Origin of the sequence: Bradyrhizobium sp. S3.2.6, from assembly GCF_040546885.1 — a bacterium.
Lineage (GTDB): Bacteria > Pseudomonadota > Alphaproteobacteria > Rhizobiales > Xanthobacteraceae > Bradyrhizobium > Bradyrhizobium cytisi.
Genome location: NZ_JBEPOS010000012.1, coordinates 166654 through 179158 on the forward strand (window position 1 = coordinate 166654; position 12505 = coordinate 179158).

General features: G+C 64.1%; 11 protein-coding genes. 9 read left to right on the forward strand and 2 right to left on the reverse strand.

Annotation, left to right across the window (positions count from 1 at the left end; all coding sequences use genetic code 11):
- Positions 1-20 precede the first annotated feature (20 nt).
- On the reverse strand, positions 21-977 hold the full coding sequence (locus tag ABID58_RS21870; protein WP_354034515.1) for an alpha/beta fold hydrolase: 957 nt from the start codon (positions 975-977) through the stop codon (positions 21-23).
- Positions 978-1130: 153 nt separating this feature from the next.
- On the opposite strand from ABID58_RS21870, the gene ABID58_RS21875 reads away from it, so the two are divergent.
- The 9 genes from ABID58_RS21875 to ABID58_RS21915 all read left to right on the forward strand — a co-directional run bounded on the left by ABID58_RS21875 (position 1131) and on the right by ABID58_RS21915 (position 10833).
- Entirely contained in the window at positions 1131-2393 is a 1263-nt protein-coding gene (locus ABID58_RS21875) for a D-alanyl-D-alanine carboxypeptidase family protein (RefSeq protein ID WP_354034517.1), read from the forward strand.
- Between the two features lie 2 nt (positions 2394-2395).
- The gene (gene tmk, locus ABID58_RS21880; protein ID WP_148749239.1) at positions 2396-3082 is read left to right on the forward strand and encodes a dTMP kinase; all 687 of its coding nucleotides are present in this window, start codon (positions 2396-2398) and stop codon (positions 3080-3082) included.
- A complete protein-coding gene (locus tag ABID58_RS21885; RefSeq protein ID WP_148749238.1) occupies positions 3079-4125 on the forward strand; it encodes a DNA polymerase III subunit delta' in 1047 nt (348 codons plus the stop codon). The genes tmk and ABID58_RS21885 overlap by 4 nt, the downstream gene beginning before the upstream one ends.
- A gap of 47 nt (positions 4126-4172) precedes the next feature.
- A complete protein-coding gene (gene metG, locus ABID58_RS21890; RefSeq protein ID WP_354034519.1) occupies positions 4173-6143 on the forward strand; it encodes a methionine--tRNA ligase in 1971 nt (656 codons plus the stop codon).
- A gap of 12 nt (positions 6144-6155) precedes the next feature.
- Positions 6156-6932 (forward strand): TatD family hydrolase, encoded by a 777-nt coding sequence (locus ABID58_RS21895; protein WP_354034521.1) that lies wholly within the window; start codon positions 6156-6158, stop codon positions 6930-6932.
- 13 nt (positions 6933-6945) lie between these two features.
- Entirely contained in the window at positions 6946-7743 is a 798-nt protein-coding gene (locus tag ABID58_RS21900; RefSeq protein WP_148749235.1) for an MBL fold metallo-hydrolase, read from the forward strand.
- A gap of 150 nt (positions 7744-7893) precedes the next feature.
- Entirely contained in the window at positions 7894-8499 is a 606-nt protein-coding gene (locus ABID58_RS21905) for a TRAP transporter small permease (RefSeq protein ID WP_354034523.1), read from the forward strand.
- 2 nt (positions 8500-8501) lie between these two features.
- Complete coding sequence (locus ABID58_RS21910) at positions 8502-9815, forward strand: TRAP transporter large permease (protein ID WP_148749233.1); 1314 nt, start codon at positions 8502-8504, stop codon at positions 9813-9815.
- 40 nt (positions 9816-9855) lie between these two features.
- Positions 9856-10833, forward strand: coding sequence for a TRAP transporter substrate-binding protein (locus ABID58_RS21915; protein WP_354034525.1), 978 nt, complete (start codon positions 9856-9858; stop codon positions 10831-10833).
- Positions 10834-10914: 81 nt separating this feature from the next.
- Here ABID58_RS21915 and ABID58_RS21920 read toward each other — a convergent pair whose 3' ends face one another.
- Complete coding sequence (locus ABID58_RS21920) at positions 10915-12327, reverse strand: autotransporter outer membrane beta-barrel domain-containing protein (protein ID WP_354034527.1); 1413 nt, start codon at positions 12325-12327, stop codon at positions 10915-10917.
- Positions 12328-12505 lie beyond the last annotated feature (178 nt).

Here is a 12505-nt window from a genome sequence, read left to right on the forward strand (position 1 = left end):
CCTGGAATACGAGGCGCTCGCTAGCGCGACGCCGCGTCGCGCAGGAAGCTCACGAGCGCAGCGTTGACCTCGTTCGGCCGCTCCTGCTGCACCCAATGGCCGGCGCCCTCGATGATCAGTTTTCGCGTCAGGTTAGGCAGCACGCGCTCCAGCTCGTTGACGCGCTTGGCGCCGATCAGGCCGGTGATGACGGCGTCCTGCGCACCTGCGATGAAAAGCGAGGGCTGCTGGATCTGCGCGTCCTGCCAGGGCGCGGTCAGCTCCCAATTGCGATCGAGGTTGCGATACCAGTTCAGCCCGCCGCGGAATCCCGACTTGCGGAAGGCTTCGGTGAAATAGGCGAGATCGGCCTCGCTCAGCCACGCCGGCAGCGGCTCCTCGGTGCTGGCTTGGCCGAGAAAGCCCTTGCCCTCCTGCACGAACATCGCCGCATTCGGATCGGCAAGTCCACGCCCGCCGAGCACGGTGCGCATGGTGCGGGCGACGTCACGCTCGAACTCGGCCTCGGCGACGCCGGGCGCCTGAAAGTACTGCCAGTAGAAATTGGTGATGCCGCCCTGGCGCAGCAGCTCGAGCGGCTTGCCGCGTCCGCGGAATGGCGGCGGCACGCTCAGGCCGGCAACGGCCGTAAAGATATCGGGGCGGAACAGCGCCGCATGCCAGGCGACCGGCGCACCCCAGTCGTGGCCGACCACCATCGCCTTGGTCGCGCCGAGCGCCTGGACCAGGCCGACGACGTCGCCTACCAGGTCGAAGATCGAATAGGCGGTCACGTCAGGCGGCGCCGCACTCTGGCCGTAGCCGCGCATGTCCGGGGCCACGACATGAAAGCCTGCAGCCGCGAGCACCGGGATCTGGTGCCGCCAGGAATAGGATAGTTCCGGCCAGCCATGGCACAGCACCACCAGCGGCCCCTGGCCGGCCTCGCGGATGAAGAGATCGATCCCGTTGGCCTTGATCACGCGCGTGGTGGACATCGCTTTTCCGCCTTGTTTCAGGGGTTTGGTCGAGAAACATGAGATGTCACGATAGGGACGCGAGGAGAATCGTGCAATCTCGCAGGCAAGCACCGATCCTCATGTTGTTCGCACCGGTGCCAACTGTTAGAACGCCGCTCTCAGGGCTTCGCCATGGCATTTCGTCTCATCTCGCCCGGTCATACCGGATTGTCGGCCGGAGCACTGGCGCGCGGGCTGGTCGCGGCGGCGATTGCGGTGAGTCTCAGCTGGGGCGGGGTGCTCTACGCCGCCAACCAGAGCGTCCAGGGCGCCAAGAAAACCGAAGATGCAGGCTTTGACGGCGACGCCCCCACCGCGATCCTGATCGAGGCCTCCAGCGGCAGCGTGCTGTTCGAGAAGAACGGCGACGAGCTGCGCGCGCCCTCCAGCATGATGAAGCTCGTGACCGCGGAGGTCGTGTTCAACGCGATCAAGAAGGGCGACATCAAGCTGACCGACGAATACCGGATCAGCGAGAACGCCTGGCGCAAAGGCGGCGCGCCCTCCGGTGGCTCGACCATGTTTGCGGCCATCAACAGCAAGGTTTCGGTCGATGACCTCCTGCACGGCGCGATCATCCAGAGCGGCAACGATGCCTGCATCGCGCTCGCCGAAGGCATCGCCGGCAACGAGCGGATCTTTGCATCCGACTTCATGACCAAGCGCGCCCGCGAGCTCGGCATGGCCAAATCGACTTTCGCCAACTCCAACGGCTTGCCCGACCCCGGCAACAAGATGACGGTGCGCGAGCTAGGCATGCTCGCCCGCCACATCATCCTGGACTTCCCCGAATTCTACAAACTGTTCGGCGAGAAGGAGTTCACCTGGAACAAGATCCGCCAGCCCAACCGCAATCCGCTGCTCAATTCGATGGAAGGCGCTGACGGCCTGAAGACTGGCTACACCAAGGAAGGCGGCTACGGCATGGTCGGCTCGGCCGTGCAGAATGGCACGCGACTGATCGTCGTCGTCAACGGGCTTGAGGACAGCGAGGATCGCGCCACCGAAGCCAAGAAGATGCTGGAATGGGGCTTTCGCAATTTCGAGACCCGCACGCTGATCGCGGCCGACCAGCCGGTCGGCTATGCCAAGGTGTTTGGCGGCGAGAGCCGTTCGGTGAAGCTCGTTGCGAAAGAGCCGGTGAAGGTGATGGTGCACAAGAGCGGCGGCGACAAGCTGATCGCGCGCATCATCTATAGCGGTCCGGTCCGCGCGCCGGTTCAGGAGGGGCAGCGGGTAGGCGTGGTCAGGGTCTGGCGCGGCGGCAATATCGCGGTGGAGACGCCGGTCTATGCGGCCGAGGCAATCGGCACCGGGTCGACCGTGCGGCGCGCGATCGACGGGGCCAGCGAGCTCGTGATCGGCATGTTCCGCGCAGGCGCCGAGAAGCTCTGATCATGAGTGAGAGCACGGGACAGCGGCCGTCCGGACGCGGACGCTTTATCACCTTTGAAGGAGGCGAGGGGACCGGCAAGTCGACCCAGATCAAGAAGCTCGCCGACCGGCTCAAAGCGGCCAAGTTGCGCACGCTCGTCACGCGCGAGCCGGGCGGCTCGCCCGGCGCCGAGATCATGCGCCATCTGGTGCTGTCGGGGATGGGCAAGCTGCTCGGGCCCGAAGCCGAGACGCTGCTGTTTGCCGCCGCACGCGACGACCATGTCCGCACATTGATCGAGCCCGCGCTCAAGCAGGGCATTTGGGTGCTGTGCGATCGTTTCGCAGACTCAACGCGGGCCTATCAGGGCAGCCTCGGCAGCGTGCCCGCCGGTTTGATCAACGCCATGCAGCGGGTCACGATCGGCGATCTCAAGCCGGACCTCACCTTCATCCTGGACCTGCCGGTCGAGATCGGCCTGGCACGCGCGGCGGCGCGGCGCGGCAGCGGCACGCCTGACAGGTTCGAGGGCGAGAAGCTCGCCTTCCACCAAGGCCTGCGCGAGGCCTATCGCAAGATCGCCGCGGATGATCCCGCACGCTGCGTGCTGATCGACGCCAATTCCGATCCTGATACGGTTGCCGAACGCGTCTGGACCGCGCTGCGCGACCGCCTCCTGCCGACGCCCGCATCGGTGATCTCGGCATGAGCCCGCGTCAGGTCGAGCGTGAATCCGCCATTCCGCATCCGCGCGAGACAAGCCTTCTGTTCGGCCATCGCGAGGCCGAGACCGCGCTGCTCACCGCCTACCGCAGCGGGCGCATTCCGCACGCCTGGCTGATCGGCGGGCCGCAGGGCATAGGCAAGGCGACGCTGGCCTATCGTATGGCGCGCTTCGTGCTCGCTCGCGGCCAGCCGCTGGCGCCCGCCGTGCAGGGCGCCGAGGATCTCGCGATCGATCCTGATGACGCGGTGGCGCGGCAAGTTGCGGCGAGCTCGCATGGCGGTCTCTTGACGCTGGAGCGCACCGCCAACGACCGTGGCGTGATGCGGACGGTCATCACCGTCGACGAGACGCGCGAGACCATCGCGTTCTTCGGCTCGACTGCGGCTGCGGAAGGTTGGCGTGTCTGCATTGTCGACACCGTTGACGAGCTCAATCCCAATGCGGCGAACGCGCTGCTGAAAATCCTCGAGGAACCACCCCAGCAATCGCTGTTCCTGCTGGTCAGCCACGCGCCCGCACGCGTGCTCGCCACGATCCAGTCGCGTTGCCGCAAGCTGCGCTTGCGCTCGCTCACGACCGACGAGGTGATTGCCGCAGCCGCGACGGCCGCCGACCTCGCTCCGACCGATCTCGCGTTGCGCGAGGCGGCGGAGGCCTCCGAAGGCAGCGTTGCACGGGCACTGACCCTCCTTGGCGGTGATGCGCTAAAACTCCAACAGCGGACGGCGGCACTGCTGGCACGTCTGCCGCAAGTGGATCCGCGCGAATTGCACACGCTCGGCGAATCCCTTGGCACCAGCGACCGCGTCGCGCTTGCGGCCTTCATCGACGGCATCGATCGCTGGATCGCCGAACGCCTCCATTCCGACGATGCCAATGCCAACCAGAACCTGCCGCGCCTTGCGCGCCTAGCTGAGGTATGGGAAAAGATCGTCCGCGCCGCGCGCGACACCGAAACCTACAATCTGGAGCGAAAGCCCTTGGTTTTCTCGGTGTTCGGCTGGCTCGCGGACGCAACGCGCTAGGCGCAGGTACGTTTCCAAATTCTGAGAAGCTGGTAAAGGAATTCGTGGTGGCAGCGCGAGCTAAGAAAATCGCCAAGGGCAAGAGCAGCAAGAAGAACGCTGCCAAGAAGGCCGCGAAGGCGCTCGCGCGCAAAGCGGCCAAGAAGGTCAAGACGACCAGGAAGGCTACCACCAAGAAGGGCACTGCGAAGACGGCCAAGAAGGCCGGCAAGAAAGCTGCGAAGAAGCAGGTCGTCGCCAAGAAAGCCGCGACAAAGAAAGCCGCGACAAAGAAGGCCGCCAAAAAACCCGCCAAGGCTCCGGCGAAGAAGGCGGCAAAGAGGGCGAGGGCGACCGCGCCCGCCGTGATCGCCGCGCCGACTCCAGTCACCACCCCCCCGAAGGCCGTGAAGCCCAAAGCGACGAAACCAAAGGCGCCGCCTGCACCGAAGCCGGTGGCCGCCCCGAAGCCGGCAGCGCCGGTTGCCGCGCCCGCGCGTGACAACGTCTTCTACATCTCAACCGCGATCGCCTATCCGAACGGTAACCCGCATATCGGTCACGCCTATGAGGCGATCTCGGCCGACGTGCTGGCGCGCTTTGCGCGGCTCGACGGCAAGGACGTGTTCTTCCTGACCGGCACGGACGAGCACGGCCAGAAGATGGTTCAGACCGCGCAGAACGAGGGACTCACCCCGTCTGCGCTCGCAACCCGTAACGCCGACCGCTTCAGGGAGATGGACCAGCGCCTGAACGTGTCGTTCGACCGCTTCATCCGCACGACTGAAGAACAGCACCACCGCTCCAGCCAGGAGATCTGGCGGCGCATGGAAGCGAACGGCGACATTTATCTCGACAGCTATTCCGGCTGGTACTCGGTGCGCGATGAAGCCTATTACGCCGAGGACGAGACACGCCTGAACGACGACGGCATGCGCCTTGGCCCGCAAGGCACGCCGGTCGAATGGGTCGAGGAGGAGAGCTACTTCTTTCGTCTGTCGGCCTATCAGGACAAGCTGCTCAAGCTCTATGAGGAGCACCGGGAGTTCATCGGCCCGGACGCGCGCCGGAACGAGGTCGTCAGCTTCGTCAAGGGCGGCCTGCGGGATCTCTCGATCTCACGCACCACCTTCGACTGGGGCGTGAAAGTGCCCGGTGCCGAAGATCATGTGATGTATGTGTGGGTCGACGCGTTGACCAACTACATCACCGGTGTCGGCTTCCCCGACGAGAGCGACACGAACTGGCGCTACTGGCCGGCGGACGTGCATATCATTGGCAAGGACATCATCCGCTTCCACGCGGTGTACTGGCCGGCATTCCTGATGTCGGCTGGCATCTCGCTGCCGAAGCGGGTCTATGCCCACGGCTTCCTGTTCAGCAGGGGCGAGAAGATGTCGAAGTCGGTCGGCAATGTCGTCGATCCCTTCAACCTCGCCGACCAGTATGGCGTCGACCAGATGCGCTATTTTTTCCTGCGCGAGGTCTCTTACGGCCAGGACGGCAACTACAACCATGAAGCCATCGTCGCGCGCATCAATGCCGATCTCGCCAATGATCTCGGCAACCTTGCGCAACGCTCGCTGTCGATGATCGCCAAGCAATTCGGCGGCGTGCTGCCGGAGCCGGGCGAGTTCAGCGACAGCGACAAGGCGATTTTGGCGATGGCCGACGGCATGATCGCCGCGTCGCGTGAGGCGATGGCGACGCAGCAGATCCATCACTGGCTCAATGCCGTGTGGGCCGTGGTCGCCGAGGCCAACCGCTATTTCGCGGGCGAGGCGCCGTGGGCGCTGGCCAAGACCGATCCGGCGCGACAGAAGACGGTGCTCTACGTCACCGCCGAAGTCGTGCGCCAGATCGCGATCCTGGTCCAGCCGGCGATGCCGACCGCATCGGGCTTGCTGCTCGACAGCCTCGGCATCCCCGCGGGCGAGCGCGATTTTGCGATGCTCGGCGGTGACAAGCGGATCGCTGCTGGATCGACGCTGCCAGCGCCGACGCCGGCGTTCCCGCGCTACATCGAGCCGGCGGCCTGAGGCGTTCGAACGATGCTGGTCGACAGTCACTGCCACCTGGATTTTCCTGACTTTGCGGAGGATCTCGACGGGATCGTGTCGCGTGCCCGCGCGGCCGGGATCGGCCGCATGGTCACGATCTCGACGCGGGTGCGGAAGCTCGATCAGCTTCTCGCCATCGCCGGGCGTTACGACGACGTCTATTGCTCGGTCGGCACTCATCCGCACAATGCGGACGAGGAAGACGGCATTGCGCCGGACGAGTTGATCGCGCTGACGCGGCATCCGAAGGTGGTCGCGCTCGGCGAAGCCGGGCTCGACTATTTCTACGACGACGGCTCGCCGGAGGCGCAGGCGAGGGGCTTTCGTGCCCACATCGCGGCGGCCCGCGCCACCGGCCTGCCGCTGGTGATCCACACCCGCGAGGCGGATGAGGATTGCGCGCGCATCCTGGAAGAGGAGGCGGCACGCGGACCGTTTCGCGCCGTGCTGCATTGTTACACCGGCGGGCGCGAGCTGGCTCTGAAGGCGGTGTCGCTCGGGCTCTACATCGGCTTCACGGGCATCCTGACCTTCAAGAAGTCGGATGCCTTGCGCGCGCTCGCGGCCGAACTGCCGGCTGACCGTATTCTGGTTGAAACAGATTCGCCCTACCTTGCGCCGGGAAAGTTCCGGGGCAAGCGCAACGAGCCGGCCTATGTGGTCGAGGTCGCAAAAGTGCTCGCCGAGACGCGCGGCGTGTCGCTCGAGGAGATCTCACGCCAGACCAGCGAAAACTTCTTCCGCCTATTCTCCAAGGTGAAAGCTTGAGGTTCTGATCCGCATGACGCTGACGCTGACGATCCTGGGGTGCGGGTCCTCCGCCGGCGTACCGCGCCCGGCCCTCGGCTGGGGCGCCTGCGATCCCAACAATCCCAAGAACCGCCGCCGCCGCTGCTCGCTGCTGGTCGAACAGACCTCGAACCACGGCACCACACGCGTCGTGATCGACACCTCGCCGGACCTGCGCGAGCAGTTGATCTCGACCGATGTCGACCACATCGACGCAGTGTTCCTGACGCACGAGCATGCCGACCAGACCCATGGCATGGACGATCTGCGCTCGGTTGTGATCCATATGCGCAGGCGCATCCCGGTCTATTTCAATCAATCGACCGCGAAAGATATCATGGCGCGGTTCTCCTATTGCTTCATTTCGCCGGAGGGCAGCGACTATCCGCCGATCCTGACGCGGCATTCGATCGAGGCAGGCGGGAGCCAGATCATCATTGGCAAGGGCGGGAACGTGACAATGACCGCCTTCCTGGTCCAGCACGGCAACATTCCCGCGCTTGGCTATCGCATCGGCAATGCCGCCTACACGCCTGACCTCAACGACATCCCGCCCGAGAGCTTTGGCGCCCTGGAAAATCTCGATCTCTGGATCGTCGATGGCCTGCGCTACACCCCGCATGTCAGCCATTTCAGCATCAACGACGCGCTGTCCTGGATCGAGCGCTTCAAGCCGAAACGTGCCATCATCACCAACATGACCGCCGACGTCGATTACGAGGTGATCCGGCAATCGCTGCCATCAGGCGTAGTGCCGGCCTATGACGGGCTGCGGCTGGAGACTCACTGAGCCCATCCAGCGGAAATTTTTCCGCAGGCCGGCATGCTCCTTGCTTTCGCGAGCCCTGTCGTGTTGGTCTAACGTCTCAAAGACAGGCGTCGGATGGAGGCGATAATCAAGCGAGGCTGGCGATATCGCCGAGCTTGATTGAACCGCAATATGAGGATGGGGGCCGGGTTGGCAGAGCACGGCGACGACGTAACAGCTGTTGGACCTGTCCGACGCGTTCTGGATCTGCTCTATCTGGGTGCGGGTTACGCTGCCGGCGTCTTCCTGTTCGCGATCTTCGCCATCATGATGGTCATGTCGATCGGGCGGCAGTTTGCGCTCAACATCCCGGCTGGTGATGATTTTGCATCGTGGTGCATGGCTGCGATGGCGTTTCTGGGCCTCGCCCACACCTTCAAGCGCGGCGAGATGATCCGGGTCGGCCTGCTGCTTGAGCGCTTGCACGGGCGAAGCAAGCAGGTGGCGGAGATCGTGGCGCTCGGCATTGCAACGGCCTTCGTTCTCTACTTCACCCGACATGCCGTGCAGATGACTTACGATTCCTGGCGCTTCAACGACGTGGCGCAGGGCGTCGTTGCGCTTCCTCTCTGGATTCCCCAGCTCGGCTTTGCCGGCGGTCTTGCGATCCTGTCGATCGCGTTGATCGACGAAATGGTCAGTGTCGTCGGCGGCAACCGTCCAAGCTACGAGAAGAGTTCCCCGGACGAGACGCCGGACGAATTCATCGAACGTATCTCGCAAGGCGGCGGCGGTTGACCATGGCCAATCTTGGCATGATCGAGCTGTCGTTCATCCTCCTCGGGGTCATGATCCTGCTGCTGGGAAGCGGCATCTGGATCGCCGTTTCGCTTGGGCTCGTCGGCTTCGTGGCGATGGCGCTGACCACGAGCCTGCCGCTAGGGTCGGTGCTTGCGACCACCACCTGGAGCGCAAGCGCGTCCTGGACGCTGGCGGCATTGCCGCTGTTCATCTGGATGGGCGAGATATTATTCCGAACAAAACTGTCGGAGGAGATGTTCCGCGGACTTTCGCCCTGGGTTCAGTGGCTGCCGGGGCGCCTGACCCATGTCAATGTCATCGGCTGCGGCATCTTTGCAGCTGTGTCGGGCTCCTCTGCCGCGACCTGCGCAACCATTGGTAAGATCGCACTGCCGGAGCTCGACAAGCGCGGCTACGACAAGGGGCTCAGCCTTGGGTCGCTGGCCGGCTCCGGCACGCTCGGCTTGCTGATCCCGCCGTCGATCCCGATGGTCGTCTACGCGGTGACGGCGAACGTGTCCGTGCTTCAGGTGTTCCTTGGCGGCTTCCTGCCGGGCGTGCTCGTGATGGTGCTCTATTCCGGCTACATCATCATCTGGTCGCTACTCAATCCAAAAAAGATTCCGCCGCGCGACCCGCCGATGCCGTTTCGCCGGAAGCTGCAAGAGTCCGCCAAGCTCGTCCCGTGCCTGCTTCTGATCCTGGCCGTCTTCCTCTCGCTCGTGCTGGGTTTTGCGACCGCGACCGAATGTGCCGCCTGGGGCGTTACCGGCGCGCTGCTGCTGGCGTGGTGGAGCGGCACGCTCACGCGCAAGACCTTCTTCGAAAGCATCATGAGCGCGACGCGCCTGACCTGCATGATCATGCTGATCCTGGCAGGCGCTGCCTATACGACGGCCGCGATGGCCTATACCGGCATCCCGGCGGCGCTTGCCACCTGGGTCCAGGGACAGCAGCTCACGCCCGGCATGCTCGCGCTGTATCTGAGCATCATGTACATCATTCTCGGATGCCTGATTGACGGCATCTCGATGATCGTGCTGACCGCGGTCATCGTGCTGCCGATGGTCAAGCAGGCCGGACTCGATCTGGTCTGGTTCGGCGTCTACCTCATCATTCACGTGGAGATGGCGCAAATCACGCCGCCGGTCGGCTTCAACCTGTTCGTGCTCCAGAACATGAGCGGCCGCGATACGTTCACTGTGGCGCGTGCGGCGTTCCCCTTCTTCGTCCTGCTGCTGGCCGCCGTATTCATCATCACCGAATATCCGCAGATTGTGCTGTTCCTGCCCAAGCTCGCCTTTCCCGATTGATCGCACCCGGCATTCTAAAGTGACCGTGAGGAGAAGTACGATGACGCTTCATTTGCTCCGCGCAGGCCTGATTGCAGGCGCCGTGTTGGCCGCTGGGCCGGCCTTTGCCCAGACGAAATGGAATCTGCCGGCAGCATACCCGTCGGACAATCCGCACTCGGAAAATCTGGTTGCCTTTGCCAAGGACGTCGAAGCAGCCACGTCGGGAAAGCTCCTGATCACCGTTCATCCGAACGCTTCGCTGTTCAAGGCACCCGACATCAAGCGCGCGGTCGTGACCGGGCAGGCGCAAATGGGTGAGCTGCTGCTTTCAATCCACGAAAACGAGGATCCCGTCTTCGGGATCGACGTCGTGCCGTTTCTCGCGACCAGTTTCGCGGAGTCGATGAAGCTGTATCAGGCCTCGAAGCCGGCAATCGCGAAGAAACTCGATGCGCAGGGCATCAAGCTGCTCTTCGCCGTGCCGTGGGCGCCGCAAGGCGTCTATGTCAACAAGCCGCTCGCCACGATCGAGGATATGAAGGGACTGAAATGGCGCGCCTACAATGTCGGAACGGCGCGCATCGGCGAGCTGGTCGGCGCGCAGTCGGTCACGATCCAGGCGGCCGAGCTTCCACAAGCGCTTGCGACCGGCGTGGTGAATTCCTTCATGTCGTCTGGCGGCACGGGTTACGATTCCAAAGCCTGGGAGTCCCTTAAGTATTTCTATGACGTGCAGGCCTGGATTCCGAAGGACTACACCTTCGTCAACAAGGCTGCGTTCGAGGCGCTCGACAAGCCGACGCAGGACGCCATCCTCAAGGCCGCCGCCGCTGCGGAAACACGCGGCTGGAAGGCTTGGGAGGACAAGGCCAATTGGTACATCGATCAGCTCAAAGCCAAGGGCATGATCGTTGAGCCGCCCAGCCCGGCGTTGAAGGCCGGTTTCCAGAAGATCGGCGAGCAGCTCACCGCCGACTGGCTCAAGAAAACAGGCGCTGACGGCCAGGCATTGATCGACGCCTACAGGAAGATGTGAGGACGGGTAGGACTTTCGTCCGCCGCGTGCGAGCGGGCGGAAGTCTCCTGCACGTTCGCTTCCATCGACAAAATGGCGAGATCACCAAGTGTAACGCAGGACAGCCTTGCCGGTATAGGAGCGTACAAGGCTCGATAGCTCGCTGTCGACATTTGCTGCGGCCGACCATCCGTTGAGCGCTCGCAGCTCGAGCGATACGCCCGTCAGCGCCGAGTTCGGCGCAATCGCGGTGCTGCCGATGACGAAGCCTTGAGGGGATACGGCCTGGAACACCGCCGGCATCGATTGCGTCGCGCTGAAATCATGTGCCCAGGCAAGACGTCCACGCAAGTCGAGGAGGCCCCCAGCCAGCAGTAACGACGTGCCGGCGCGCAGGCCGAGCTCGCTGCGGCTGTCGGTGAAGCTGTTGCTGTCGGAGGTCGTCGCGGATGGGTCGGCCGCGTAGGCCGGCTGGCCGGGGTTGGTGGCCAGGCGAAACATGGTGATCTGGCCGGCCGCGTAAGGCGTGATGCCGAGCCATGGCGTCGCAATCCGGTAGCCGCTTTCGATACGACCGGAATAGGCATTGGCGTTGATGGCTGGGGCGAGTTGATCGCCGCCGGCCGGCGTCACCTGATGATCGCTGGTGATGGCCTGCCAGCCATAGGCCAGCGCGGTCGCGACATAGGCCGCGCCGATCGTGTGCCTGACGAAGGTGCCGGCCTGGAACAGGTCGGAGCGGCCGCTGGACAGATTGCTGGCAAAGCCGGTGCCGCCGCCGGCGAGCGCAAAACCCACCCGCGTCTGCGGCGAGAGCGAGTAGTCGGCGCCAACCGCCGTGGCAAAGCTCCGGCTGACCGAGCCGTTGCCGCCAGTCGACATCTGCGAGCCACCGATACCTGAGGCCCAGATGCTCCAGTGCGGAGCCGCGAGCGATGGTTTGCCGTAGATCGCCTCATAGGCTTCCCGCCCGATGCCGCCATGTGTGCGGTCATTACCGGGATCGGCATAGGCCGAAAGTTCCGAGTCGAATTCGGGTCGACCGATGCCACGCCCGTCGATGGCTGGATCCAGCAGGGCCTGCGTGAATTGCGCCATCGCCAGGAACGTGGCTTGCGCCATCTCGGTCTGCGACGAAGCAGCAGCGGAGCCACCGCCAAACGCCCGCTGCATGCCAAACCTGCCTGCGGTGGCGAGACCTGGAGGCTCGGCGTTCCAGCCATAGTTCGGCTGCATCCCGGCGCCGCCACCATTTCCATTGCCGTAGGGCACGCCGCCAAGAGCCGAGGCCTGCGGCGGGGGGCCGAGCATCGGGCCACCCATGCCAGCAAAATTATTGCCGCCGCCGAAATTGCCGAAGCCGCCGCCAGATGCGTTCGGACCGGGATAGCCAAAATTCTCGGAGCCTGCGAAAGCGCCGTACTCACGCATGACCTGGGCATCCGCCGCGCGCGGCAGCAGCAATCCGGCCGTCAATAGCAGCAGCGCCAGACGCGCACGCACGTCTGTGCTCACGACACCAACCGCATGAAGCGCCCCAACCGCGCCGGTTGCCGGCCGCGCTGCCTGCGCGGCGAATCAGGTGGAAACAGCGAATCCGACGGGAGCGAAACGTAAATGCGTCTCTAATGTTTTCCAATCTTTTCCTGTGATGTCCTGATGTCGTCGAACATTCACAATCGTTTCGGGACGA

What these genes read in the sequence shown, in the direction of transcription:
- ABID58_RS21900 (WP_148749235.1), top strand. Translation starts at nt 6,946, where the DNA reads ATGACGCTGACGCTGACGATCCTGGGGTGCGGGTCCTCCGCCGGCGTA.
- ABID58_RS21895 (WP_354034521.1), top strand. Translation starts at nt 6,156, where the DNA reads ATGCTGGTCGACAGTCACTGCCACCTGGATTTTCCTGACTTTGCGGAG.
- ABID58_RS21875 (WP_354034517.1), top strand. Translation starts at nt 1,131, where the DNA reads ATGGCATTTCGTCTCATCTCGCCCGGTCATACCGGATTGTCGGCCGGA.
- ABID58_RS21905 (WP_354034523.1), top strand. Translation starts at nt 7,894, where the DNA reads ATGAGGATGGGGGCCGGGTTGGCAGAGCACGGCGACGACGTAACAGCT.
- ABID58_RS21870 (WP_354034515.1), bottom strand. Translation starts at nt 977, where the DNA reads ATGTCCACCACGCGCGTGATCAAGGCCAACGGGATCGATCTCTTCATC.
- ABID58_RS21915 (WP_354034525.1), top strand. Translation starts at nt 9,856, where the DNA reads ATGACGCTTCATTTGCTCCGCGCAGGCCTGATTGCAGGCGCCGTGTTG.
- ABID58_RS21885 (WP_148749238.1), top strand. Translation starts at nt 3,079, where the DNA reads ATGAGCCCGCGTCAGGTCGAGCGTGAATCCGCCATTCCGCATCCGCGC.
- ABID58_RS21910 (WP_148749233.1), top strand. Translation starts at nt 8,502, where the DNA reads ATGGCCAATCTTGGCATGATCGAGCTGTCGTTCATCCTCCTCGGGGTC.
- tmk (WP_148749239.1), top strand. Translation starts at nt 2,396, where the DNA reads ATGAGTGAGAGCACGGGACAGCGGCCGTCCGGACGCGGACGCTTTATC.